Raw genomic sequence first — 24,472 nt, forward strand, 5'->3', positions numbered from 1 at the left:
GCGATTTTTGGTTTAAGTGTATGGTTGGTCTATTTGACCAAATTAATTTCTACCCTTCGGTTTTTAGCTCTACCATCCTTGTACATATTGGTAGCAATGGGTTTACTTTCTCCGTATCCAATAGCTTCTAATCTAGAGGCATCGATTCCTTTATCGATCAAAAATTGTTTTACCGCCTTAGCTCTAGACTCGGATAACCTTTGATTGGTCTGCACAGACCCAATACTGTCCGTATGGCCTTCTACGGTAAAGTTGGCATCGGGAAATTCGTTCAAAATCTGAATAATATCAACTAAGGCAGTGGTAGATTCTGGCTTAATAGTCGCTTTTCCAGGATTGAACAAAATAGTCTTGGCATATTCGTTCAAGGTCTTTTGTACTTCCTCGGTTACCTCAGGGCATCCTTGATTGGCAACGGTTCCGGCTACTTCAGGGCATTGATCATCTTTATCGAGAATTCCATCTCCATCAGCATCTGGCCAAGGGCAACCCTTATTTTCAGCAGGTCCGGCTTCTTGCGGGCAAGCATCATCCTTATCCAATACAGTGTCACCATCAGTATCCTCCCAAGGACATCCATTGTTTGCAGCCTCTCCAGCTTCATCGGGGCATTGGTCTTCATTGTCGTTTACCCCATCTCCGTCTGTATCTGGCCAAGGGCATCCATTGTTTTCTACCGGTCCGTACTCATCAGGGCAGTTATCTTTTTTGTTTACAATGCCATCACCGTCCCTATCTTTTGGTTTTCCTTGGTACACCGGTATTTTGAGTCCGGCATAGACATCGGCGGCTTTAGAGTTATCACTTACCAATAACGATAGTACGGAACCGGAACCTATGTAGAGTGGCCCAGCCCTAAAGCCTGCGCCCCATTGTGCTCCTGCACCATGTACCAAGCCTACTGGCATATAAAAACTAAACCACTTGCTTTCAAACCTTGGTGTCAAATAAACGTTATTGGCCGTACGGCTAACATTTCTTTTAGTGTTGGAGGTAAGTGAAAGGTCCGTGTTCAAGTTTAAATAGAACTTACTCGCCATGGCCCAATCCACATTTAAATGCAAAGCGGTTGGTAAGACCCATTTGGAAGAACCGCCCGTATCCGTTTCTGTATATAGATTCTCTAGAATTTCTTCTATAGTCTCTTGCTCTTCAAAAGTATCTTCGTTCACCACACCTGTAATATCATACAAACTTTCGGAGCCATTTTTATAATTGATGCTACCAATATCTGTAAGTGAAAGTCCAACTTTTAATTTGTATTTGTTGAGGTGTTTATAGGTCATTGCGTCATTATCGTTGGAACTGTAGGAAGCGTAATCTGGTCTATACTCATAAATGAAACCAAGATCGGCCCCAAAACCGGTAGCGCCTTCCACGATTTCCAAATCAAAATCGTCTAGATCTTCATTGATGTTTTGACTGTGACCGTAATATACTTCCCCCTGAGAGGTGATGCTTCCGGTAGTGTTGCCTCCGCCTAAATCCGTACCATCCGCGTCATAGTCAATTTCCACGTTGCTTCCACTGGCATAGGCGTTTCCTAGTCCTTGTAAATATTTAAGGGAAAGACCTCCTTTCAAAAAGTGTTGGTCTTTGTTCATAAGAATAGTGGCATACGAAATACCAACTTCCGCCCAAGCGTTGGCCGTTAGGTAGAAGTTACCTTCGTTTACCATAAAATCTTCGTTCTCATCAAACTCATCTGCCAAACTTTCATAGGTTTGACCATCAATTTCGTTGATGTTGTATCCTACTCTTCCGCGGGAGAAGATAGCAATGGAGTTATTTTTGTTGATGTTGAACATGAACGATGGTCCAAGTACATCGGCATTTCCAATGAGATTGTTGCTGGTTTTTGGCGACTTATTGCCGTTTTCGTCAAAATCAAAATCGGCATCCAGCACATCGCCCAATTTAACGCCATAGTAATCGTTTCCGAAGAAAACGCTGGCACCCACCAGGTTTACATCGGTTTTGAACCTTGAATCTACAATATTGGCCGGGTTGCTTATAATACCGTGAACACCACTGTAATTATCGGACAGATAACCTATGTAAGACTGCGCCTTTACGGTAGCTGCCCCTACCAAAAGGAGTCCGGTTATAATGGTTTTTTTCATGCTTGGTAATTTTTAGGTTATTTTTGTTGTGTTGCAATAACGACCGTTGAACGGGTAAATTGTACATTTTAGCGATTATCCTAAAGAAAAGAGCCTATGACCATTAAAGACAAGCGCCTTGCCTATAAAATATATCTGTATTTGGGGGCGCTTTTTATCACGTCTTTGGTGGTTTCCAACCTTATTTTTCAAAAGTTTTTTTATTGGAACCCCTTTGGGGAAGTAGAGATTTTTGGAGTTTCCTTATTCGAGATCTCCGTAGGAATTTTGCCGTACCCTATCACTTTTTTAATTACCGATTTGATTTCCGAAATTTTTGGTAGGCAAAAGGCGAATCAGATAGTTACGGCCGGTATTTTTGCCTCTTTTTTCTCCATGGCCATTGTTTTGGTAGCCGAGGTGGCCCCGGCCATTGAATCGTCTCCCATTAATGACGAGACCTTTACCCAAGTTTTTGCACTGTCGCCCATTGCTGTTTTCGCTTCAATGATAGCCTATCTTCTAGCTCAGTACGTGGATATTGCGATTTATCACTTCTGGAAAAAACTGACCAAGGGAAAATATCTTTGGCTCAGAAATAACTTTTCCACTTTTCTTTCCCAGTTTATAGACACCTTTACCGTAGTGGGCCTTTTGTGTGTTTTTAAAATTCTTCCGTGGGACCTATTTTTTGGTTTGGTGGTAAGCGGTTTTATTTTTAAGATATTTATAGCATTTATCGACACTCCTTTCCTTTATCTTTTCGTATATATTCTAAGAAAACGGTTCAAACTCAAGGTTGGTGAAGAAATTGAGCTCGAGGTATAATATACCCTTGTTTTACGAGTTCTATCGATACGACCAATAATGGGTATAATTGAGCCAAAGTAGAAAATGAAATTTCAATAGGTTGGCAGTTCTTCGGGACAAAGGCCCGATTGAAGTTACAATTACAGAAATATGCGAAAAAAAATCTTAAAAATTATAGGTGTTGTAATCGTTTTGATCCTTGGAATTTTAATTGCGATACCTTTCTTTTTGGAAGCGAAAATAGGAGACCTCATCAAAAATAATGTCAACAACAATGTGAATGCTACCCTCGATTTTTCCGAGGCAGATTTAAGTCTCATTGGCAGTTTTCCAAATGCCGAAGTAAGCTTAAAGGACGTGTCTTTGGTAAACAAGGCACCATTTGAGGGAGATACGTTGTTTGCTTCCAAAGAGCTATCCTTGAAAATGGGGATTGGAGAACTTTTTAAAGGTGCGGGCGAACCTATTGGTATCAAAAGTTTGATCGTGAACGGCGCCCTCCTTCAAATGACTATTGACAAGGAAGAGAATGCCAGTTTTGATATCGCCAAGGAATCTGAGACTCCAGCGGCCACTCCTTCGAAGGATTCTGCAACGGACGGTTTCAGTTTTGATATGCAATCATACGAAATTACCAATGCGAGAATCATTTATGATGACCGATCTACGGGTATTAAATTGGTCATTGAAGAAATGCAACACAAAGGAACTGGAGACCTTTCTTTGAGTACTTCAGAATTACAGACCCAGACCAATGCATTGGTTTCTTTTGAAATGGACAGCTCCAATTACCTTAATAGAAATAAGGTACAATTAGATGCCTTGATCGGTATTGACTTGAACGAGAACAAGTATTCATTTCTGAAGAATGAAGCCTATGTGAACCAGTTGCCACTTGTTTTTGATGGTTTTGTAAAGGTGAACGAAACCAACCAAGAGATAGATATTAGCTTCAAAACGCCTTCTTCTGATTTTAGAAATTTCTTGGCGGTGATTCCTGAAACCTATTCCAAGAATATCGAGAACGTAAAAACGACCGGTAATTTTGAATTGCAAGGGAAGTTTGCCGGCATAGTGGATGAGGAGCATATTCCTAAATTCAATATTAGAATCAATTCTGAGAACGCTTCTTTCAAATATCCTGATTTACCAAAATCGGTAAGAAATGTTTTTATCGATACCGAAATAAACAACACCACCGGACTAGTAGAAGACACTTATGTAGATATTGAAAAACTGTCCTTTATGATTGATGAAGATGTTTTTAATATGAACGCCAATATCACGGAGCTCATGGGCAATATGAAGGTGAAAGCCCATATAGACGGTAAAATGAATCTGGCAAACATAGAAAAGGCGTATCCCGTTCCCCCGGGACTTAATCTAAAGGGGTTGCTAACGGCAGATATTACTACTGCCTTTGACATGAACTCCATTGAAAAAGAGCAATATGCCAATACGAAAACCAATGGAACGTTAAACCTTAACGATTTTGAATACAAGTCAGAAGATATACCCAATCCGGTAAAATTAAAGACCACTAATGTAACCTTCAATCCGCAGACAGTTACCTTGAACAAATTAAACGGTAGTACTGGTAAAACCGATTTTAACGCCACCGGTACCATCAATAATTTCTTGGGCTTCCTGTTCAATGACGAAAATGTAGAAGGTAATTTCGATTTGAATTCCAACGTGTTTTCACTGGACGATTTTATGGTAGCGGAAGAGGTAAGTCCCAAAAAGGAAGGTGAGAGCAGCAGTTCTGAAAAAACGGGAGGCAGCGTAACGGAAGAACGAATAAAAATTCCTGCCTTTTTAGATGCTACTATCAATGCGAATGCCGGCACTGTACTATATGACAATCTTACCCTAAAAGACGTAAAAGGAACTTTAAGAATTAAGGATGAAAAGGCTTCCCTTTCTAATATGACTTCCTCCATTTTTGATGGGAAAATGGCATTTAATGGAGAAGTTTCTACAAAAGGGGAAACTTCAACCTTTGCGATGAAACTTGGAATGGACAAGCTGGAAATAGGAGAAACCTTTCAATCTTTGGAACTATTCAAATCCTTGGCACCCATTGCCAATATTTTAAAGGGAAAACTGGATTCTGATATTCAGCTTTCAGGAAATTTAACTGACGATTTACTGCCTGATTTGTTAACGCTAAGCGGAAATGTGTTGGCCAACATCATGACGCGTGAAATCAATTCAGAGGAAGCCCCTCTTTTAACTGCTCTGGATGGGAAATTGGATTTTATCGATTTGCAAAAATTGAATCTTGATGATTTAAAGACCAAGCTGTCTTTTGAAAATGGTTTGGTGACGGTAAAACCTTTCACGTTAAAGTATAAAGACATTGCCATAAACGTAGATGGTAGCCATTCATTTGATGAAAAGTTGAATTACAAGGCTACCATGGAAGTACCTGCCAAATATTTAGGTACTGAAATCAATAAGCTCATTGCACAAATTGATGACAACAATTTAGAAAATTTGACCATACCGGTTGTGGCCAATATTGGTGGAAATTACAGTAGTCCCAATGTTTCTACAGACTTAACGGCCGGAGTAAAATCATTGACCAATCAGTTGATTGAAATTCAAAAGCAAAAATTGGTCAATAAAGGGAAGGACAAAGCCAAAGATTTGATTGGGGATGTGCTAAATAAAAACAAGTCTACAACCGATTCCACTAAAACTAACAATGATACCAAAGAGGATGTGAAACAAGTTATCGGAGGTATTTTGGGAGGAAGCAAAAAAGACACGGCAAAAACTACCGAAAAGGATACGGTAAAGAAATCCGGTGAAGATGTCGTAAAGGAAAAAGCTAAAAGTATCTTGGGAAGTCTTTTAAATAAGAAGAAATCGGAGGAGGGTTCTGGTAATTAAGTCCGAGCCGCTATAGTTTTTAAAGCTTTGATAAATTGGTCCAATTCATTGGTAGTAGTAAAAACATTGGGGCTAATTCGACAACCATGCACATTGGCCCCGTCAACGGCTACCGTAAAAATTTTGAATTCCTCCATCAGCGTATCGGCCAGTTGTTTGGGAGTAAGGTGGGCCATACCCACATTCGCAATACCGCAGCTGCGTTTGGGGTCTTCCGGGGTGTTTAGAATGATGTTTTTCGTTTCTCTCACCGCATCGCTCCAATAATGCTGAAGAAAACGAAGACGTTCTTCTTTCCGTTCCATACCAATGGCTTCATGATAATCTATGGCATCGTTAATGGTCAAATCAGTATGCACTGGATGCGTGCCCGTATGGTTCAATCTTCCAATATCCTCTGGTTTTCGGTTATGTTCGGCCAGTAGCGGCCAAATTTTCGGAATGTTCTTTTTCGAGACGTATAAAAATCCTGCTCCCAAGGGAGTCGCTAACCATTTATGCAAACTGGTGCCGTAATAATCGCAGTTAAGTTCTTCGATATCAACATCAAAATGACCAATGCAATGGGCGCCGTCCACCAAAACTTCAATACCCTTTTCATGGGCCATATCACAGATTTTTCTAATAGGAAGTATGTGTCCTGTAATGTTGATCATGTGACTTACGAAAATCAATTTGGTGTCGGGAGTGATCTGCTCGCGGTATAGTTGTACAATTTCTTCATCGTTTTTGGGATGATTGGGAACGGATAGCATTTTATTCACCATCCCATAGCGTTTGGAGGCCAGTTTGAATTGGTCTAGCATAGAACCATAATCTTGCTCTGCCATTATAGCTTCATCTCCTTTCTGCCAAGGATACCCGGTAATCACCATATCCAATGATTCCGTGGCATTTCTGGTAATAATGAGCTCTTCTTTTGAGCAACCCACCATTTGTGCCAGACGACCGGCTACGGCTTTTTTGTTGTCCCGTTGTACCGTTCGCATGTAGTAAGAACCTTCCCGATTCACCATTTCCATATGTTTCGTGAGTTTCTCTCTCGTGGGTCGTGGAATAATGTTGTAATAGCCACTTTCCAAATTGATGTAATCGGGTTTCAAATCATAATCTCCCCTGATTTTCAACCAGAAATCTTCGTTGATTTCTTCAAAAGCAGTCTTTTTCTTGGGGAAATAGGGTTGGCCTTGTCCTATTTGAGGGAGTAGGGGACTGGCTATAACTACTTGACCCAGTCTTTTTAGGAAGGTTCTTTTCTGCATGCCGGTTGGTTTTGCCATTTAAGATACAAGATAAACCGGCCACTTACATTATTGAATTGTAGAATTGGTAATTTCTCAAATAGGGAATGCTTCCCCTAACAATTACCAAAAATGCACATTTTTAAATAAGCAATTTATAAAATGAGAGAATTAGGAATACGATCACTCCTTTCTTTTCTTGTCCCACCAAACATAAGCTATAAAAATGATAAGACTTACGAGAGAACCCCAGAATAAACCTGTTTTTAGGTTATGGGTATTCTTTCCTAAAAAAGCAATAAAAAGGGTAAGTGGGGCGATACCGAGAAGGGTGGCTCCAATGAACTTCCAATAGCCCATTCTTAATATGCCACCGACAAAGCTAATGGCGTCATTTGATAGAAAAGGGTTTAGCCGGGTGACAATAACGGCCCAAAAGCCATAATTGTCTAAAAAGGCTTCCACTTTTTCTTCAGATTTCTGTCCGATGATTTTTTCTATTTTTCCTTGCCCTAGCACATGACCGAGACCATAACCCACACTAGAAGCCAAATAAACGGAAGCGAATACAATGAGACTGCCCCACAATGGACCGTATGCTAAAATGGAAACCACCATCAACATAACAGATGGAATAACAATAAGAAACATTTGGGCTATCATTGCCACTATGAGAACTAACGGCCCCCAGGCCCCAAATTGCTCTACCCAATTTTTGGTTTTTTCCCTATCACCACTGCTCAACACCTGCCAAGCTTCCGAGAAAAAATCCTTTACTGATGGAAAAACAAAGTAAGAGATAACCAACAATAGTAGAATGGCCAATGAGATTATCATTGGCCATTTACTTTTTTCGGTAGATTTTTTCTTTTCCGAACCCATTAGTTAGGCTTTAACCACCATTTTACCCTTATTTTTTCCTTTAAAAATATCAAGAAACGCCTGAGGGGTGTTCTTAAAACCTTCTACAATGGTCTCTTCATGGGTGATTTTTCCTTCTTGCAGCCATTGGGCCAGTTGCTGAATGGCATTTCCAAAATCTTTGGCGTGGTCGCGAACCAAAAAGCCCTGCATCAGAACCGTCTTTTTGACTAAGATTCCTTCATGTCTAGGACCCTGTGGAACCTCCTTTTCGTTATAAAGGGAAATGGCTCCGCAATTGATGACCCTGCCATTCTTATTAATATTGTTCAAGGCAGAATCCAAAATATCGCCGCCCACATTATCATAATATACATCTACGCCGTTAGGGCAAGCTTTTGCAATGGCTTCCGTCATGTTATCCGTGGTTTTGTAATTAATGCCTTCATCGAAACCGAACTTTTCTTTCATCAAGGCCAATTTATCATCGCTTCCGGCAATACCTACTACATGACAACCCCTTATTTTACCTATTTGTCCAACGGTACTACCTACTGCACCGCTTGCCCCGGAAACTAATAGTGTTTCCCCTTCTTTTAAATCGGCAATTTTTTCTAGACTAATGTAGGCGGTTAATCCAGTAAGGCCTAAAATGCCTAGGTAAGCAGAATGTGGTGCTTTATTGGGGTCTACTTTGTTCAGTCCCGTGCCGGAGGAAACCTGAAATTCCTTCCATTTCAACATTCCAAAAACAAAATCACCTTTTTCAAAATTGGAATTTTTGCTTTCCACAACCTCGGCAACAATTGTAGACTCCATAGGTTCGTTCAGTTGAAAAGGGTCAATGTAAGATTCTACATCTCGCATACGTCCCCTTAAATAAGGATCCACTGAGATGTATTTTGATTCCAATAGAATTTCACCATCGTTGGGACTGGGTTTATCCTCTGTAGCAAATTCGAAATCACTTAGCTGAGGTTCGCCCTCAGGTCTGTTGGCGAGTTTTATAACATTGTTCATTTCTCCGATTTTTTAAATTGGATATACAAAAATAGAGTCTAGCGGATAGGTAGTTTGACCTAAAAGCAGTTGTTTTTTGCGCGAATGCCGCTATACTGTTTAATTATTTAATAGTCAAGGCAACGTAATACCCTTCGTTGCTACGAACATTAAATACGGTGTTGTCTTCAAAAATGAGATACTGCCCCTTGATGCCTTTAAGTTTAGAAGTAAAAGAAGGGGTTTTGTCAAGATTGAGGCTTTTTACTTTGCTAGGATAGGCAAGGACGGGAAATTCGAGGTTGGTTTCAGAATTCGATTCAATAAAATACTCCGTAGCCTCTTCAGGAATGTACTTTTTTAGATTGTTACGCCACGTGACCAAATCCTCATCATCCACATTGTTCGTAAGCATCTTTCGCCAGTTGGTCTTGTCTCCAATATGGTCTTTTAGGGCAACTTCTGTAATGCCCGCTAAATATCGATTGGGAACTTCTACAATTTCAATGGCTTCGTGTGCGCCTTGATCGATCCATCTGGTAGGGACCTGACTTTTTCTGGTGACACCCACTTTTATGTTGCTCGAATTGGCCAAGTATACAATGTGCGGCTGTAATTGCACTTTCTTTTCGTACGCTAGGTCGCGGTCTTCCTTGTCAAGGTGCGCTGTGCTCAATTCGGGTCTCATGATCCAATCCCCAGCGGCGGGTACTTCAAAAAAACAGGATTTGCAAAAACCTTGTCTAAAAATAGGTTTGTCCAAACCGCAATTGAGGCATTGATACTTCAAAAAATCTATTTGTAATTGTTTATCAAGTACTTGGTTCACGTTTAGGAAATCATTCTCAAAAAGCATATAATATTGAATAGGGCTCCCAATTTCGGTTTGCATTTTTTGTAACACTCCCTCGTACTGCATAAAAGAATTTCTATTTGAAAATGATAAGTAATAAAGCTATTTTTAGCGGTACAAAGATACCTAAAAATGCCTATCCCGCTTTTCAATTCCATTGCTTCTTGGTTGCTCAAGAAACGCTATCACCAAATAGAGCTTTTCTTAAAATACCCGGCCGAAGTGCAGGAAGAGGTGCTTTTTCAATTATTGGAGGTTGCCGAGGATACTGAAATCGGTAAAAAATACGGTTACGCATCAATTGAAAAATATGAAGCATTCCGTAATCGTGTTCCTATCGTTACATATGAAGAGATAGAACCTCTTATAGAACGAACCCGTAGGGGGGAACAAAATCTTTTTTGGCCAACCTCCATCAAGTGGTTTGCAAAAAGTAGTGGAACAACCAATGCCAAAAGTAAATTCATTCCAGTAAGTACGGAAGCTTTGGATGATTGCCATTACAAATCCGGGAAGGACCTTTTGTGTCTGTATTTGAACAACAATGAAAACTCTCAATTGTTCACGGGAAAGAGCTTGAGACTGGGCGGGAGCAAGGAAATTTATCAAGACAACGGTTCCTATTTTGGTGATCTCAGTGCCATTCTTATTGATAATATGCCCCTATGGGCAGAGTTTAGTAGTACGCCTAGTAATAGGGTTTCCCTTATGAGTGAATGGGAAAGTAAGTTGAAGGCAATAATTGAAGAGACTACACAAGAAAACGTGACCAGTTTGGCAGGAGTACCTTCTTGGATGTTGGTTTTGCTCAACAAAATAATTGAAGACACAGGAAAGGACCATTTATTTCAGGTCTGGGAAAATTTAGAGGTTTATTTTCATGGGGGGGTCAGCTTTAACCCTTATAAAGATCAGTACAAAAAACTATTGCCCAGAAAGAGCTTTAAGTATTATGAAATATATAATGCATCTGAAGGTTTTTTTGCCATCCAAGATAGAAACGGAGCGGATGATCTTTTGTTAATGTTGGACTATGGTATTTTCTACGAGTTTATTCCCATGGATGTGTATGGTACAGAGCAACAAGAGGCTATACCTCTATGGGAGGTAAAAACCAATACAAACTATGCCATCATAATTACCACAAATGCCGGTCTTTGGCGATATAAAATTGGTGATACGGTTCGTTTTACGTCAATCAATCCGTATCGCATTAAAATTACAGGGCGAACAAAACACCATATCAATGTTTTTGGGGAAGAACTTATAATTGAAAATGCTGAGGAAGCCTTAAAGACTATTTGTATAAAAACAGGATCTGAAATCAAAGATTATACGGCTGGGCCCATTTTTATGGAAGGGAAGGAAAAGGGCGCCCATGAATGGATCATAGAATTTAGAACTCCACCGGAGGATCTCAATTATTTTACCGAGTTTTTGGACAATGCCTTAAAGTCATTAAATTCTGATTACGAGGCAAAAAGGTATAATAACATAACCTTGAGAAGTCCAAAAGTTCATATGGCCAGAGAGAATCTTTTTTATGATTGGTTAAAAGCGAACGATAAGTTGGGCGGGCAACATAAAATACCTAGGCTTAGTAATAGCCGGGACTATATCGAGGAATTGCTGCATATGAACAAATAAAAAAGGAAATTCGTCGTTTAATATTCATATTGAGACTGAAACTTAACCGACCTACGAATTTTAACTTTTAATTATGGCTGAAAGACTCGTAATCATTTCCGATATGTGGGGTTCTAAAAAGGGACTCTGGATTACATCTTATCTGGGTTATTTGCAACAATATTTTAATATTACATTTTACGATAGTCAGCAACTTGCCAATCTTAAGGTTGCTGTAAATTCAGAAGAAAATATACATAATGCCTTTGTTGATGGAGGTATTGATACGGCGGTGGCACACTTGCTGAAAAAAGAGAAAGAGCCTGCTCATTATCTTTGCTTTAGCATGGGCGGGGCCATAGCTTGGAAAGCAGGTTTGTTAGGATTGCCAATGAAATCCTTTTATGGCGTTTCTACGACTAGAATTCGGTCGGAAAAGGCAAAACCTCAGTGTGAAATCAATCTTATATTTGGGGATAATGATATGTACAGACCTAAATCTTCTTGGTATGATCAAGTTGGCATTGAGGCGGAATTAGTGTCCGGGTTTGGTCATAACATGTATACTGATGATAAAATTATTCAAAAGGTCAGTTTGGACCTCCTCAACTTGGTTACCCATAAAGCCACAACAGGAAGGAGCAATAAAAAGGAAAAAGCGGTTTAAAACCGCTTTTTGTATTCTAATCCTAATGTTTTAAATCCTCCTAAGAAACCGCTTTAAGCTTCTTAATGGTTTCATAGGACAATTTATCTTCAGCATAGGCCTTTGTTACCTTGAATTCTGATTCTTCATTGCTGGGCATTTCAAACATGGCGTCCGTAAATATAGCTTCACATAAAGAACGAAGTCCTCTAGCTCCTAGTTTGTATTCAATGGCCTTTTCTACAATATAATCCAAAGCCTGGGGCGTTATGGTAAACTCAATATCATCCATGGCAAACAACTTTTCATATTGCTTGATAATGGCATTTTTGGGTTCCGTTAAAATAGCCCTAAGTGTTTTTTGATCTAATGGATTCATGTGCGTGAGCACCGGAAGCCTACCAATAATTTCAGGTATAAGACCAAATTCCTTCAAATCTTTAGGAATAATATATTGTAAAATATTATCCTGATCCATATGGTCATCGGTCTTAGCGGCACTATATCCTATAGCCTGCATATTAAGTCTTTTTGAAATGGTACGCTCGATACCATCAAAGGCCCCGCCTGCAATAAATAGAATATTTTCCGTATTGACCTCTATAAACTTCTGGTCCGGATGTTTTCTTCCTCCTTTTGGAGGTACATTTACCGTAGTGCCTTCCAACAGTTTTAGCAAACCTTGTTGGACCCCTTCTCCAGATACGTCTCTGGTGATCGATGGATTATCGCTTTTACGGGCAATTTTGTCTATCTCATCTATAAAAACAATACCGCGTTCCGCTTTTTCCAAATTGTAATCAGCCGCTTGTAGTAAGCGTGTCAATATACTTTCTACATCTTCACCTACGTAACCTGCCTCTGTTAGCACGGTAGCATCAACAATGGCCAGCGGTACATTCAACATTTTGGCAATAGTCTTTGCCATAAGTGTTTTTCCTGTACCAGTTTGACCAACCATGATGATATTGCTTTTCTGTATTTCAATATCATCTTCCTTGGATTTTGGCTGTAAAAGTCTCTTGTAGTGGTTGTACACCGCTACCGACATTACTTTTTTAGTTCGTTCTTGGCCAATAATAAAAGTGTCCAAGAAACCTTTGATATCCAATGGTTTCTTTAACGTAAGTTCAGAAGATAAATCGTTTGTTTTTGTTTGTTTGGACTCTTCTGCCACAATGCCATGCGCTTGTTCAATACAGCGATCGCAAATATGTGCGTCCAAACCGGCAATCAATAGATTGGTTTCCGGTTTTTTGCGTCCACAAAACGAACATTCTAGGTTTTCTTTTGCCATACGAGTGTGCTTTCTGCGTTGGAAGAAACGAAAAGATTTCCATTTTGGTTTGCCAAAATGGATAAAAAACTATCGTTACTCGTTGTTATGTCGAAATTATTCTTTTTCCCTTACCAAGATTTCATCAATCATGCCATATTCCTTGGCTTCCGGTGCTTTCATCCAGTAATCTCTGTCACTGTCTTCATTCACCTTTTCCAATGTCTGGCCAGAATGTTTGGAAATAATCTCGTAAAGTTCTCCCTTAAGTTTCAATATTTCTCGTGCGGTTATCTCAATATCGCTAGCTTGTCCTTGTGCACCGCCCATTGGTTGGTGGATCATTACCCTTGAGTGGGGCAATCCACTTCTTTTGCCTTTTTCTCCGGCACAAAGAAGCACGGCTCCCATAGAAGCGGCCATACCTGTACAAATGGTAGCTACGTCCGGTGATATAAATTGCATAGTGTCATAAATACCTAGACCGGCGTAAACACTTCCTCCTGGAGAATTGATGTAGATTTGAATGTCCTTTGCAGAATCAGTACTTGCCAAAAAAAGCAATTGCGCCTGGACAATGTTTGCAACCTGATCATTTATTCCGGTACCCAAAAAGATGATACGGTCCATCATTAGACGTGAAAATACGTCCATGGCTACGGCGTTCATTTGTCTTTCTTCTATGATATTGGGTGTTAAGGAAACCGGGTACATGCTACTTAATATAGAGTCATAATAAGTGCTGCTTATCCCTTGGTCCTTTATAGCGTATTTCTTGAATTCTTTTGCGTAATCCATGTCTTTCTATTCGGTGTTAGTTTACCTAAAGGTAAAAGATAAAAAAAAGTGCCGAAAAGTAATTTTCGGCACTGTAAAGATACTTATTATTTTTTGGAAAATTAACCGTAGACTTCTTTCACAAAGTCTTCATAGGTTATCTCTTTTTCCTTCAGATTTACTTTCTCTTTGTAAAGATCCAGAAGTTTTTGACTCATCAATTGCTCAGAGAGTCGCTTTACCTCGTCCTGGTTGCTTAAAACCCTATTTGCAATATTTTCCAACTCCTCTTCTTGTGGGTTCAATTGACCAAATTGGGCCATCTGTGATTTGATGAAACCTTTAGCGAACTCCTTTAGCTCTTCAAGCTGAATCTGTAAATCGTTCTCCTTGATGATTTTACCTTCGATCAATTGATAACGAAGCCCCTTTTCAGACTTTTCGTATTCTTCATTGGCCTGCTCCTCCGAAAGTTGCTCTTCTCCGGTCATTTGAATCCATTTGGTCAAGAAACCTGCTGGTAATTCAAATTTGGTGTTTTCAATGAAATGTTCGGTAATGTCGTTTAAAAGCTTCTGGTCCGACTGTTGCTCAAATTGCTTTTCACTGTCTTCCTTGATTTTTTCCTTCAACTCTTTTTCCGTCTTCACTTCGTCTTTGCCAAATAACTTGTCAAAAAGTTCTTGGTCCAAAGCTGCCAATTCGCGCTCATTGATTTCCTCAATGGTAAATTCTGCTTCAATGTCAAGCCCTTCGGCTTTATCTTGAGATACTCCAAAAGCACTTGAAGTAAGATAATCCTCCTTAAAAAGACCTTTTGATTTTAATTTGATCGTATCGCCAACTTTACTTCCTACCAAAGCATCCAAAGCTTTCTTGCTTTTTATTTTGTCAAGCTCTAAAGTGGTCTTTTTGTCAATTTCCTCTTCCTCGTTCTTAAAGGTTCCGGTTACCTCGAAATCTTTGGCTACTTTCTCTTTACTAACAAGTTTGCCGTATTGTTTTTGGATGCGTTCTACTTGCTCGTCAACCATTTTTTTGTCCGCAACAATTTTATACTGCGTAATTGGTTGTTTGGTTTCAAGTGCTACTTGAAAATCTGGGGCCAAGCCAATCTCGAACTCAAAATCAAACTCATCCTTGTCCCAGTCAAAATTGTCTTGTTGTTTTGGAAGCGGATTTCCAAGAACATCTAATTTTTCTTCCGTTAGGTATTTGTTCAAATTGTCTTGAAGTAATTTGTTTACCTCGTCTACCAAAACGGCCTTCCCGTATTGCTTTTTGATTAGGCCCATAGGAACATGGCCCTTTCTAAACCCAGGGATGTTTGCGGACTTTCTGTAGTCCTTTAAAATACCATCTACTCTATCTTGATAATCCTCCTTGGTGATGGCGACTTTAACAACGGCATTTAGCTCGTCTATCTGTTCTTTAGTGATGTTCATCTAGATCTTCTTTATTAGTTCCCTAAAAACGGGATGCAAAAATACTACAATTAATGTACCCCACCAAAGATTTTAACTGGTTGGATTTCAAACCTTATCTGTAGCCTTAGTCTTCTTTTAGTAAGGAGAATAGGATAGATTGTAGGAAGGAGAGCAATAAACTAAAAAGCAGTGCCCACCAAATACCGTCCACGCTAAATCCATCAATAAGATTATCCGCTAAAAGAATGATTATGGCATTTATTATCAAAAGGAACAAGCCAAGGGTTAAAATGGTAACGGGTAAGGTGAAAATCACCAAAATAGGCTTTACGATCAGGTTTAAGAGACTAAGCACTACAGCTACTATCACCGCGGTAAGGTAACTGTCTACAGATACGTTGGGTAAGATTTTGGACAGGATAACCACCGCTAGGGCGCTTAATAATATTCGTAAAATAAGTTTCATTCTTTCTTAGTTTAGTGTTGGATGTTTCTATGCATTTAGAAATGCCATGGATTTATTGAAAAATTGTTTGGGATTTTGGGCATGCAACCAGTGGCCCGCTTTATCAATTACTTCAATGGAAGCGTTTGGAAAATGTCTTTTTATGTTTTCGGTATCAGCTTCTTGGATATATTCAGATTGATCTCCCCGCAAGAACAGCGTAGGTCCAATAAAACTCTCATTAGATCCAATGTTTTCTCCAACTTCGGCCATTTTCTGACTCAGGACTTCCAAGTTGAACCTAAAGCCCAACTTTCCCTTTTCTCTCCAATAAAGGCTTTTTAGTAAAAACTGTCGTGTACCAAAATCTCTAATATACTTGCCAAGGGCATCATCTGCATCGCCGCGGGAATTAAGGGATGGTAAGTCTAGTTTTAACAAGGAATCTATAATTGGTTGGTGATGGGGAGGGTAGAATTTTGGTGCAATATCCGCTACAATTAATTTGGCCACCCTTTCCGGATAGGTACAAGCAAATTGCATGGCTGTTTTGCCCCCCATGGAATGACCTAAAATAATGGCTTCATGCAATTGGTGTTCGTCCATATAGTATTTTAAGTCCTCGGTCAATAGGTCATAATTAAAATCTGTGCTCCAAAAGCTTTTCCCGTGGTTCCGCTGGTCTATAAGGTGAACTTCATACCCTTCTTCGGCATATTGGGAACCTAAAGTTTTCCAGTTGTCCAGCATACCTAGAAAACCATGTAAAATTAAAAAAGGGGTTCCTTTCCCTTCTATTTTGGAATGTAATAGGGTGCTCATGTCAATCGGTTCAGGTACATGTTAACTACGTTTTCAAGGCCAAGGTAAAGGGCTTCGCAAATTAGTGCGTGTCCAATGGAGACTTCCAATAATTTGGGGATGTTTTTTTGAAAATAGGCTACATTTTCCAAATTCAGGTCGTGCCCTGCATTGAGTCCCAAGCCTGCTGTTGTTGCGGCCTTGGCAGTTTCTATAAAAGGGGCTATTCCCGTTTGCTTCTCATTTTGGTCAAAAGATTTGGCGTAGCTTTCTGTATACAGCTCAATTCGGTCCGTACCGGTATCTGCCGCGGCCTTTGCCATTTCGGGATTAGGGTCCACAAAAATGGAGGTGCGAATTCCTTCCTTTTTAAATAGGTCGATGGTTTTTACCAAAAAAGAGCCGTATTTAATGGTGTCCCATCCCGCATTGGAGGTAATGGCGTCCTGGGCATCGGGAACCAGGGTGACCTGGTCCGGTTTTACCTCCAAAACCAAATCTATAAATTTTGGTACAGGATTTCCTTCTATGTTTAATTCCGTGGTAACAATCTTTTTTAAATCGCGCGCGTCTTGGTATGTAATATGGCGTTCATCCGGTCTTGGGTGGATGGTGATGCCCTGGCCTCCAAATCGCTCTATATCCGTTGCCGCCTTTAATAAATCTGGCATATTGCCGCCCCTGGCATTACGTATGGTGGCTATTTTATTGATGTTGACACTAAGTTTCGTCATTTACCGATGGTTTTTACCGTTGGGCACAAAAATACGAATAAGGCATACCTTTTGAGACTATAAATTAGTATTTTGCGTTTAAGAGATAACACTATGCAGATCCAATCCCACATATTAACGAACATTCCCACTTTTGAAGTGGAAGAATCCTTGTCTACCGTAATAGATTTTTTTCAGGAGAACACGCACTCCCATATTGCCGTAACCGAAAATGATATTTTTTTGGGGTTACTCTCTGAAGAAGACCTAGAGAATTTTGACCGGAAAGATCAAGTGGATCAATACCGCTATGAATTGGAAGCTTTTTTTGTTACCAAAGAAACGGGTTGGTTAGATGTTCTGGAGGCCTTTGCCAGGAACGAGGCCAATTTAGTGCCCGTGGTGGATGATAAAGGGAGGATTGAGGGTTATTATGATTTGACAGATATTGTTAGCGTATTTATTGACACCCCATTTTTTACGGAGCCCGGTGGTATTATTGTAGTGGCTAAGGGTATTAGGGACTATTCTTTTAGTGAGATTGCCCAAATTGTGGAGAGTAACAATACAAAGTTGATCGGTGGTTTTATTACCGATGCCAGAAATGATGTGATTCAAGTGACACTAAAGGTTTCTTCTACGGATTTAAATGATATTCTACAGACCTTTAGAAGGTATAACTACACCGTAATATTTGGGAATGCAGATGATCAGTTCCTAGAGGATTTAAAGGAGCGTTCAGATTACTTGGATAAATATTTGAACGTCTAGATTTTTTTGGAATAAGTCGCCATTTGTGCCTTTTTCCAATTTCCCATTCTTTATTTTTGTCTTTTAGAGATTAGAAGGTTCTAACAAGATAAAAATTCCCTATGAAAGTTGCCATTTATAGTCAGATGTTTCAAGAAGACACGATAGAATATGTGTCCAAACTTCTGTTGGAACTTGATAATTATGGCGCTCAAGTGGCTGTGGAGGCAGATTTTGCCGGTTTTTTGAATAAGCATGAATTGCTTGATAATGCCACAACCTTCAACCAATCCCGGGGATTGGACACCAGTTTTGATTTTTTTATAAGTTTGGGAGGAGACGGTACCATGCTTAGGGCAACCACCTTTGTAAAGGATTTGAATATTCCTATTGTTGGTGTGAATATGGGAAGGCTGGGCTTTCTTTCTACCTTCAACAAAGAAGAGGTACAGAATGTAGTCCAAGAGTTCGTGAAAGGTAATTACACTATTGTAGAACGTGGATTGGTAGAAGTTTCCTCAGAATCTGAAATAGAAGAACTGGGCAATCTCAATTTTGCCCTTAACGAAATAACTATCAGTAGAAAGGATACCACCTCCATGATCACTGTGGAGACCTATCTCAATAACGAATACTTAACGGCGTATTGGGCAGATGGACTCATTATTTCAACCCCAACCGGCTCCACCGGATATTCTTTAAGTTGTGGTGGTCCTGTAATAGAACCCACGGCCAAATCATTGGTGTTAACGCCTATTGCTCCACATAATCTCAATGCTCGCCCATTAGTGGTTTCGGACGATACCGAAATTAGATTGCGCGTTTCGGGTAGGGAAGAAAACCACCTCATATCACTTGATTCAAGGATAGCATCAGTAGAGAACGGTACGGAAATTACCATAAAGAAAGCGGGTTTTACCATAAAAATGATTGAGTTTGCTTCAGAAAGTTTTCTTAAGACACTTCGCAATAAATTGCTCTGGGGAGAAGATCGTCGCAATTATTAAATCGGAACAATAAATAGGCACAAACGCTGTTTATCATGTGAGAGCATTAATGAATAGATGCAAAACCCGTTTATTGGTGCATGATTACGGTTCAACTGTTGCTATTGAGCAATAGTTGATGGCAATTGCTATATTCGCAAACTATTTCAACATATGAAGCGGTTCTTATTTGTTTTACTTCTTTTGGGATTTGGAGTTTTAAATGCCCAAACCTATGAGGTGGGTTTATTTGCTGGGGGAGCCAATAATATTGGTGATGTGGGTAGAACAACCTATATAGCACCTTCGGATATTGCCATTGGTGGTTTGTTCAAATGGAACAAGGCCAAGCGTTATGCATGGAGGGCCAGCGTTATTTACGGAAAGTTCACCGCAGATGATACCAAATCCAATAATCCTTCTAGACAGCAAAGAGGTTATGTGATGGATAATTCCATTTTGGAGGCCTCTGCAGGGTTGGAGTTTAATTTTGTTGAATACAACCTTCATAAACTGGGCCCTGCGTTTACTCCTTATTTATATACCGGTCTAACCTATTTTAGATATGATTATGATTATTTTGATGGGGGAGATTTTTTGAGTGTTTCACAAAAAGATGGTTCCTTTGCAATTCCAATGACTGTTGGTGCAAAGCTTAGATTGAGCCAATTCTTTATTTTGGGTGCCGAGATTGGTGCCCGTTATACATTTACGGATAATCTAGACGCCAGCAATCCTTCCAAACTGAACGTGAGCCAACAATTGGGCGACCTTGATTTTGGGAACATTTTTAGTGATGATTGGTATGTTTTTTCAGGATTAACGTTAACTTACACTTTTGGTAGAAAACCTTGTATGGACTGTTTTGAGTAGACCCCGTGTCCACTGCAGGTTGTTTTTCTCATGATTGTTTTACGGAAATAGTATGGATGTTCTCGACGAGATAGAAAAAAAGAATTTGCCGGAACACTTGGCCATCATTATGGATGGTAATGGCCGTTGGGCCAAACAAAAAGGTAAAAGAAGGGTGTTTGGGCATGAAAATGGTGTGCATACCGTTCGTAGGACAGTGGAGAATTGTGCCAAGATCGGTGTAAGATATTTAACGCTCTATACCTTCTCTACAGAAAATTGGAACAGGCCCAAGATTGAGGTGGATACCCTCATGCGCCTGTTAGTTTCTTCGCTAAAAAAAGAGCTTAAAACTTTCATGGAAAATGACATTAGGCTCAATACAATTGGAGACATACAATCCTTACCTAAAAAAGCCCACAGGGAATTGACGGAGGTGATGGAAAAAACAAAGGGCAACTCTAAAATGACCCTTACTTTGGCCCTTAGTTATGGAGCCCGTCAAGAGATACAGAACGCTGTAAAACAGATAAGCGCCAAAGTTAAAAATAATATAATTTCAATTGAAAATATTGATGAAGCCATTATTAATACTCATCTTTACACGCATGATTTGCCAGATGTAGACCTGTTGGTGCGTACCAGTGGGGAGCATCGTATCAGCAATTTTTTGCTTTGGCAGATTGCATATGCGGAATTATATTTTGTTGACGTATATTGGCCCGATTTTAGCAGCGAGCATTTGGCAGAAGCCATTAAAAGTTATCAGAACAGAGAACGAAGATTTGGAAAGACCAGCGAACAACTTATCAAATAATGGTATGAAAAGGTTCATAGCCATTGAACCAGTAATAACAATCCTCCTACTTTTTTTAACCTCCTTAGTCAGCGCTCAAGAGCTCTCTTTTGACGATGGTAAAAAATACATTTTAGGCGGTTTGGAAGTAACCGGACTGCAAAGCTACAATGAGCAGACCGTAAAGACCTATACCGGTCTAAGGGTAGGCCAACCTATTACGGTACCTGGGGATGAGCTAAGTGAAGTTATTAAAAAACTTTGGGGGCTGGAACTCTTTAAGGATATCCAATTTGATTTGGTGGATATCCAGGATGATAAGGTTTTTCTAGAGTTGCACATAACGGAAAGACCAACCTTGTCAGATGTTAAGGTAAACGGTATCAAGTCCAGAAAAGTGGATGATATCATTAAAGATACCGACTTAAAAAAGGGTAAGAAAATCACCGAAAGTTTAATTGCCAACACCAAAAATTACTTGGAAAACAAGTATAAGAAGCAGGGCTATTTAAACGCAAAGACCAATATTGTTGTAATCAATGATACTGCGCAGACCAATGCCCAAAAAATGGTGATCAATGTGGATAAGGGCGATAAGGTTAAAATCAAGAAAATGATTTTTGAGGGCAATGATAAATTGTCCGATAGAAAACTTAGAAACGCCTTTAAGAAAACCAAGGAAAAGCGGTTTTGGCGTTTTTGGAAGAAATCTAAATTCATAGAAGAAGATTACGAGAATGACCTAGACCTTTTAGTGGATAAATATGCGGAGAATGGATACAGGGATGCCCGTATTATTTCAGATTCCATAATTAAGGTGAATGAGAACAATATCAACATCAAGTTTAAAATTGAGGAAGGTAACAAGTATTACTTTGGAGATATTGATTTTGTAGGTAATACGGTGTATAGTGACCGGCAATTGGCATCTGTCCTTGGAGTAAAAAAAGGAGATGTTTATAACGGTGTTTTATTGAGAAAGCGTATTGCGGACGATTCCAAACCGGATGCGGAAGATTTGACCAACTTGTACCAGAACAATGGCTATCTTTTCTCTTCTATTAACCCAGTAGAGCTTTCCGCACAAAATGACACTATCAACTTTGAAATACGAATTATTGAAGGAAAAGAAACCTTCTTGAACCATGTAGAAGTGGTGGGTAATGACCGTACCAATGACCACGTAATTTACAGGGAGCTTCGCACTAGGCCTGGTAATAAATACGCTAAAAGTGATATCATCAGGACCATTCAGGAATTACAACAATTAGGGTACTTTGATGCGGAGCAAATAAAGCCGGACATTCTAAATGCGGATCCTAATGAAGGAACGGTAGATGTAAAATGGAACCTTGTAGAATCAGGTTCTAGCCAAATAGAGCTACAAGGTGGTTATGGTGGTGGTGGATTTATAGGAACCTTAGGACTTTCTTTCAACAATTTTAGTATCAAAAATATTCTTAACGGAGAAGCCTATAAGCCGGTTCCAATGGGAGATGGGCAAACTTTTGCCATGAGGGTGCAGGCTAGTAGAACTTTTAGGGTGTATAGTCTAAATTTTCAAGAACCTTGGTTGGGTGGTAAAAAGCCTGTACGTTTTAGTCTCAACCTTTCCAGAACGCAGCAATTTGGTGTTGACTACGGTAACTCTACCAGTAGAAGAATTGAGGTTGATAAAAGTAGAGGTTTTGCAATTACAGGTATCACCGCAGGATTGGCAAAAAGGGTACAATGGCCAGATGATTACTTTACCATTTCCCATGCCTTGAGTTACCAGCTCTATGAATTCAATAATTACAATATTGGTCTTTTTAATTTTGGTAATGGTAAGGCGAACTCTGTAGCTTACACCTTGGGAATCTCCCGAAACGCTACCGCTGGTGGACGAATATTTCCAAGAGGAGGTTCTAATTTTGAAATAACTGCCAAGTTTACACCTCCGTATTCTCTCTTTAGTAACAAGGATTTTGAATCCTTAAGAGATCGTAGTATTGAATTACAAGAGTTGAATAATGAGGGTAATGCTACAACACAGGATTTACAGGAACTTGAGGATATTGATCAAGAACGATTTAAATGGTTGGAATACTATAAGGTAAAGTTTAAAGGAGATTGGTATACAACCCTGGTAGGTGATTTAGTTCTCCGTACCAATGCTGAATTTGGTTTCTTGGGCAATTATAACAATGACGTGGGAGACACCCCTTTTGAGCGCTTTTTTGTAGGCGGGGATGGTTTAGGTAATTTTACATTGGATGGAAGGGATATTGTTCAGTTAAGAGGTTATGAAAACCAGTCCATTACTCCCTATGATCCATTGGCACGTAACAATAACAGTGGTGGTCTTGTCTACAATAAGTTCTCTTTGGAAATGCGTTATCCATTGACGTTGAAACCTTCAGCATCCATTTATGGGTTAGCTTTTTTAGAAGGAGGTAACGCTTTCAACAATTTTCAGGAATTTAATCCGTTTCAAATAAAACGATCGGCCGGAGTGGGGCTACGCATATTTATGCCGGCGTTTGGTTTGTTGGGAATAGATTTCGGTTATGGGTTTGACGAAGACCTTTTACCTTCTTCCATTGGCAACGGACCTAGCGGGTGGCAAACACACTTCATCATCGGCCAACAGTTTTAAACAGGGTCGTGTCATAGCTAAAGTATTCATTTTAAAACTTTTAGTAATTTTGGCACGATATTTTCTATTGGATAAAACGATTAAAGTGATGAAAACTAAATCAAACGTTCTTTTAGTATGGGCCGTTCTCTTTTGCACTGCCTTTACCTTTGCCCAAAGAGGGGTGCGAATTGCTTACGTTGACATGGAGTATATCTTGGAAAACGTAGAAGAGTACCGTGAGGCCACGGAGCAATTGGCCAATAAGGTAGAGAAGTGGAAGGTAGATGTTGAGCAAAAGCAGAGCCAAGTGGAGCAAATGAAAAAGGATTTGATGGCCGAAAGGGTTCTTTTGACCGATGAGCTTATTGCGGAGCGGGAAGAAGAAATATTGATCCTTGAAAAGGAGATGGTAGAGTACCAACAAGATCGTTTTGGCCCCCAGGGAGATTTGGTACTTCAGAAAAGACAGTTGATCCAGCCAATACAGGATCAGGTTTTTAATGAGGTGCAGAAGATCGGAGCCAATAAAAAGTATGATTTTATTTTTGATAAATCTGCGGATGTTGTAATGTTGTACTCCGAAAATCGGCACGATATCAGCGACTTAGTTTTGCGCGGTATTGCGAGGACCAGGAGGGTTAGTAAACCAAAGCAGAAAGAGGTTCGTAGCAGATTGGAAGATTTTGAGGATGAGCCGCAAGAAGAGGAAATTAGCGAGGCCTTAAAAGAAAGGCAGGAAAGAGCGGAGCAAGCCCAGCAGGCGCGAGAAAAGACAGCAGAGGAACGCAGGGCAGAGCAGTTAAAATTACGTGAGGAACGTAAAAAAGCCTACGAAGCCCGTAGAAAGAAATTGCTAGAGGAACGCGAGGCCAAAAGAAAGGCAAAATTGGAAGAGCGTGAAAACAATGAAGGGAATTCGGACAGCGATAGCGAAGAATAGTAAACAGTTTCGTTATAAAATGTTAAGAAAGGCCACTAATAATAAGAATTGAA

The 24,472-nt window shown here is 39.8% G+C and carries 21 protein-coding genes; 10 read left to right on the top strand and 11 right to left on the bottom strand.

Annotated elements, in window-relative coordinates:
• Positions 1 to 29 precede the first annotated feature (29 nt).
• The gene (locus BIZ36_RS14440; protein WP_187458597.1) at positions 30 to 2,123 is read right to left on the bottom strand and encodes an OmpA family protein; all 2,094 of its coding nucleotides are present in this window, start codon (positions 2,121 to 2,123) and stop codon (positions 30 to 32) included.
• 96 nt (positions 2,124 to 2,219) lie between these two features.
• Here BIZ36_RS14440 and BIZ36_RS14445 point away from each other — a divergent pair, with 96 nt between their 5' ends.
• Together BIZ36_RS14445 and BIZ36_RS14450 are read left to right on the top strand one after the other, a co-directional pair.
• Positions 2,220 to 2,930 (top strand): queuosine precursor transporter, encoded by a 711-nt coding sequence (locus BIZ36_RS14445; RefSeq protein ID WP_187458598.1) that lies wholly within the window; start codon positions 2,220 to 2,222, stop codon positions 2,928 to 2,930.
• A 132-nt stretch (positions 2,931 to 3,062) separates the two neighbouring features.
• Positions 3,063 to 5,810 carry an AsmA family protein gene (locus tag BIZ36_RS14450; protein ID WP_187458599.1) on the top strand — a complete coding sequence of 916 codons (2,748 nt, stop codon included), beginning with the start codon at positions 3,063 to 3,065 and terminating at the stop codon, positions 5,808 to 5,810.
• Here BIZ36_RS14450 and BIZ36_RS14455 read toward each other — a convergent pair.
• The 4 genes from BIZ36_RS14455 to BIZ36_RS14470 form a co-directional block, all read right to left on the bottom strand.
• On the bottom strand, positions 5,807 to 7,072 hold the full coding sequence (locus BIZ36_RS14455) for an aminotransferase class V-fold PLP-dependent enzyme (protein ID WP_187458600.1): 1,266 nt from the start codon (positions 7,070 to 7,072) through the stop codon (positions 5,807 to 5,809). The genes BIZ36_RS14450 and BIZ36_RS14455 overlap by 4 nt on opposite strands.
• A 162-nt stretch (positions 7,073 to 7,234) precedes the next feature.
• On the bottom strand, positions 7,235 to 7,933 hold the full coding sequence (locus BIZ36_RS14460; protein WP_187458601.1) for a TVP38/TMEM64 family protein: 699 nt from the start codon (positions 7,931 to 7,933) through the stop codon (positions 7,235 to 7,237).
• 3 nt (positions 7,934 to 7,936) lie between these two features.
• Positions 7,937 to 8,932, bottom strand: a complete 996-nt coding sequence (locus BIZ36_RS14465) for an NADP-dependent oxidoreductase (RefSeq protein ID WP_187458602.1) — start codon at positions 8,930 to 8,932, stop codon at positions 7,937 to 7,939.
• A 103-nt stretch (positions 8,933 to 9,035) separates the two neighbouring features.
• Positions 9,036 to 9,803 (bottom strand): DUF2797 domain-containing protein, encoded by a 768-nt coding sequence (locus BIZ36_RS14470; protein WP_222937405.1) that lies wholly within the window; start codon positions 9,801 to 9,803, stop codon positions 9,036 to 9,038.
• A gap of 99 nt (positions 9,804 to 9,902) precedes the next feature.
• On the opposite strand from BIZ36_RS14470, the gene BIZ36_RS14475 reads away from it, so the two are divergent.
• Both BIZ36_RS14475 and BIZ36_RS14480 read left to right on the top strand, forming a co-directional pair.
• Entirely contained in the window at positions 9,903 to 11,411 is a 1,509-nt protein-coding gene (locus BIZ36_RS14475) for a GH3 auxin-responsive promoter family protein (RefSeq protein WP_502709168.1), read from the top strand.
• 73 nt (positions 11,412 to 11,484) lie between these two features.
• On the top strand, positions 11,485 to 12,057 hold the full coding sequence (locus BIZ36_RS14480; RefSeq protein WP_187458605.1) for a dienelactone hydrolase family protein: 573 nt from the start codon (positions 11,485 to 11,487) through the stop codon (positions 12,055 to 12,057).
• A gap of 40 nt (positions 12,058 to 12,097) precedes the next feature.
• On the opposite strand, the gene clpX is transcribed toward BIZ36_RS14480, so the two are convergent.
• The 6 genes from clpX to BIZ36_RS14510 all read right to left on the bottom strand — a co-directional run bounded on the left by clpX (position 12,098) and on the right by BIZ36_RS14510 (position 17,496).
• Positions 12,098 to 13,333 (bottom strand): ATP-dependent Clp protease ATP-binding subunit ClpX, encoded by a 1,236-nt coding sequence (gene clpX, locus BIZ36_RS14485; protein WP_187458606.1) that lies wholly within the window; start codon positions 13,331 to 13,333, stop codon positions 12,098 to 12,100.
• Between the two features lie 96 nt (positions 13,334 to 13,429).
• Positions 13,430 to 14,110 (bottom strand): ATP-dependent Clp endopeptidase proteolytic subunit ClpP, encoded by a 681-nt coding sequence (clpP, locus tag BIZ36_RS14490; protein WP_187458607.1) that lies wholly within the window; start codon positions 14,108 to 14,110, stop codon positions 13,430 to 13,432.
• 101 nt (positions 14,111 to 14,211) lie between these two features.
• On the bottom strand, positions 14,212 to 15,534 hold the full coding sequence (tig, locus tag BIZ36_RS14495) for a trigger factor (protein ID WP_187458608.1): 1,323 nt from the start codon (positions 15,532 to 15,534) through the stop codon (positions 14,212 to 14,214).
• A gap of 106 nt (positions 15,535 to 15,640) precedes the next feature.
• Entirely contained in the window at positions 15,641 to 15,982 is a 342-nt protein-coding gene (locus BIZ36_RS14500; RefSeq protein WP_187458609.1) for a phage holin family protein, read from the bottom strand.
• Positions 15,983 to 16,009: 27 nt separating this feature from the next.
• The gene (locus tag BIZ36_RS14505) at positions 16,010 to 16,783 is read right to left on the bottom strand and encodes an alpha/beta fold hydrolase (protein ID WP_187458610.1); all 774 of its coding nucleotides are present in this window, start codon (positions 16,781 to 16,783) and stop codon (positions 16,010 to 16,012) included.
• Entirely contained in the window at positions 16,780 to 17,496 is a 717-nt protein-coding gene (locus BIZ36_RS14510; protein ID WP_187458611.1) for a pyridoxine 5'-phosphate synthase, read from the bottom strand. The genes BIZ36_RS14505 and BIZ36_RS14510 overlap by 4 nt, the downstream gene beginning before the upstream one ends.
• 93 nt (positions 17,497 to 17,589) lie before the next feature.
• On the opposite strand from BIZ36_RS14510, the gene BIZ36_RS14515 reads away from it, so the two are divergent.
• From BIZ36_RS14515 to BIZ36_RS14540, 6 genes are all read left to right on the top strand, one after another.
• Positions 17,590 to 18,246, top strand: coding sequence for a CBS domain-containing protein (locus tag BIZ36_RS14515; RefSeq protein WP_187458612.1), 657 nt, complete (start codon positions 17,590 to 17,592; stop codon positions 18,244 to 18,246).
• Between the two features lie 101 nt (positions 18,247 to 18,347).
• Positions 18,348 to 19,232, top strand: coding sequence for an NAD kinase (locus BIZ36_RS14520; protein ID WP_187458613.1), 885 nt, complete (start codon positions 18,348 to 18,350; stop codon positions 19,230 to 19,232).
• Between the two features lie 153 nt (positions 19,233 to 19,385).
• Positions 19,386 to 20,084, top strand: a complete 699-nt coding sequence (gene porG, locus BIZ36_RS14525; protein ID WP_187458614.1) for a type IX secretion system protein PorG — start codon at positions 19,386 to 19,388, stop codon at positions 20,082 to 20,084.
• A 52-nt stretch (positions 20,085 to 20,136) separates the two neighbouring features.
• Positions 20,137 to 20,880, top strand: a complete 744-nt coding sequence (uppS, locus tag BIZ36_RS14530; protein ID WP_187458615.1) for an undecaprenyl pyrophosphate synthase — start codon at positions 20,137 to 20,139, stop codon at positions 20,878 to 20,880.
• Between the two features lie 4 nt (positions 20,881 to 20,884).
• Positions 20,885 to 23,497, top strand: coding sequence for an outer membrane protein assembly factor BamA (gene bamA, locus BIZ36_RS14535; RefSeq protein WP_187458616.1), 2,613 nt, complete (start codon positions 20,885 to 20,887; stop codon positions 23,495 to 23,497).
• Positions 23,498 to 23,585: 88 nt separating this feature from the next.
• Positions 23,586 to 24,419 carry an OmpH/Skp family outer membrane protein gene (locus BIZ36_RS14540; RefSeq protein WP_187458617.1) on the top strand — a complete coding sequence of 278 codons (834 nt, stop codon included), beginning with the start codon at positions 23,586 to 23,588 and terminating at the stop codon, positions 24,417 to 24,419.
• Positions 24,420 to 24,472: the final 53 nt, after the last annotated feature.

Origin of the sequence: Cytophaga sp. FL35, from assembly GCF_014349235.1 — a bacterium.
Classification (GTDB): Bacteria; Bacteroidota; Bacteroidia; order Flavobacteriales; family Flavobacteriaceae; genus Euzebyella.

Excerpts from the sequence above, each read along its gene's own strand:
- BIZ36_RS14440 (WP_187458597.1), bottom strand. The coding sequence starts at position 2,123 with ATGAAAAAAACCATTATAACCGGACTCCTTTTGGTAGGGGCAGCTACC.
- BIZ36_RS14445 (WP_187458598.1), top strand. The coding sequence starts at position 2,220 with ATGACCATTAAAGACAAGCGCCTTGCCTATAAAATATATCTGTATTTG.
- BIZ36_RS14450 (WP_187458599.1), top strand. The coding sequence starts at position 3,063 with ATGCGAAAAAAAATCTTAAAAATTATAGGTGTTGTAATCGTTTTGATC.
- BIZ36_RS14455 (WP_187458600.1), bottom strand. The coding sequence starts at position 7,072 with ATGCAGAAAAGAACCTTCCTAAAAAGACTGGGTCAAGTAGTTATAGCC.
- BIZ36_RS14460 (WP_187458601.1), bottom strand. The coding sequence starts at position 7,933 with ATGGGTTCGGAAAAGAAAAAATCTACCGAAAAAAGTAAATGGCCAATG.
- BIZ36_RS14465 (WP_187458602.1), bottom strand. The coding sequence starts at position 8,932 with ATGAACAATGTTATAAAACTCGCCAACAGACCTGAGGGCGAACCTCAG.
- BIZ36_RS14470 (WP_222937405.1), bottom strand. The coding sequence starts at position 9,803 with ATGCAAACCGAAATTGGGAGCCCTATTCAATATTATATGCTTTTTGAG.
- BIZ36_RS14480 (WP_187458605.1), top strand. The coding sequence starts at position 11,485 with ATGGCTGAAAGACTCGTAATCATTTCCGATATGTGGGGTTCTAAAAAG.
- clpX (WP_187458606.1), bottom strand. The coding sequence starts at position 13,333 with ATGGCAAAAGAAAACCTAGAATGTTCGTTTTGTGGACGCAAAAAACCG.
- clpP (WP_187458607.1), bottom strand. The coding sequence starts at position 14,110 with ATGGATTACGCAAAAGAATTCAAGAAATACGCTATAAAGGACCAAGGG.
- tig (WP_187458608.1), bottom strand. The coding sequence starts at position 15,534 with ATGAACATCACTAAAGAACAGATAGACGAGCTAAATGCCGTTGTTAAA.
- BIZ36_RS14500 (WP_187458609.1), bottom strand. The coding sequence starts at position 15,982 with ATGAAACTTATTTTACGAATATTATTAAGCGCCCTAGCGGTGGTTATC.
- BIZ36_RS14505 (WP_187458610.1), bottom strand. The coding sequence starts at position 16,783 with ATGAGCACCCTATTACATTCCAAAATAGAAGGGAAAGGAACCCCTTTT.
- BIZ36_RS14510 (WP_187458611.1), bottom strand. The coding sequence starts at position 17,496 with ATGACGAAACTTAGTGTCAACATCAATAAAATAGCCACCATACGTAAT.
- BIZ36_RS14515 (WP_187458612.1), top strand. The coding sequence starts at position 17,590 with ATGCAGATCCAATCCCACATATTAACGAACATTCCCACTTTTGAAGTG.
- BIZ36_RS14520 (WP_187458613.1), top strand. The coding sequence starts at position 18,348 with ATGAAAGTTGCCATTTATAGTCAGATGTTTCAAGAAGACACGATAGAA.
- porG (WP_187458614.1), top strand. The coding sequence starts at position 19,386 with ATGAAGCGGTTCTTATTTGTTTTACTTCTTTTGGGATTTGGAGTTTTA.
- uppS (WP_187458615.1), top strand. The coding sequence starts at position 20,137 with ATGGATGTTCTCGACGAGATAGAAAAAAAGAATTTGCCGGAACACTTG.
- bamA (WP_187458616.1), top strand. The coding sequence starts at position 20,885 with ATGAAAAGGTTCATAGCCATTGAACCAGTAATAACAATCCTCCTACTT.
- BIZ36_RS14540 (WP_187458617.1), top strand. The coding sequence starts at position 23,586 with ATGAAAACTAAATCAAACGTTCTTTTAGTATGGGCCGTTCTCTTTTGC.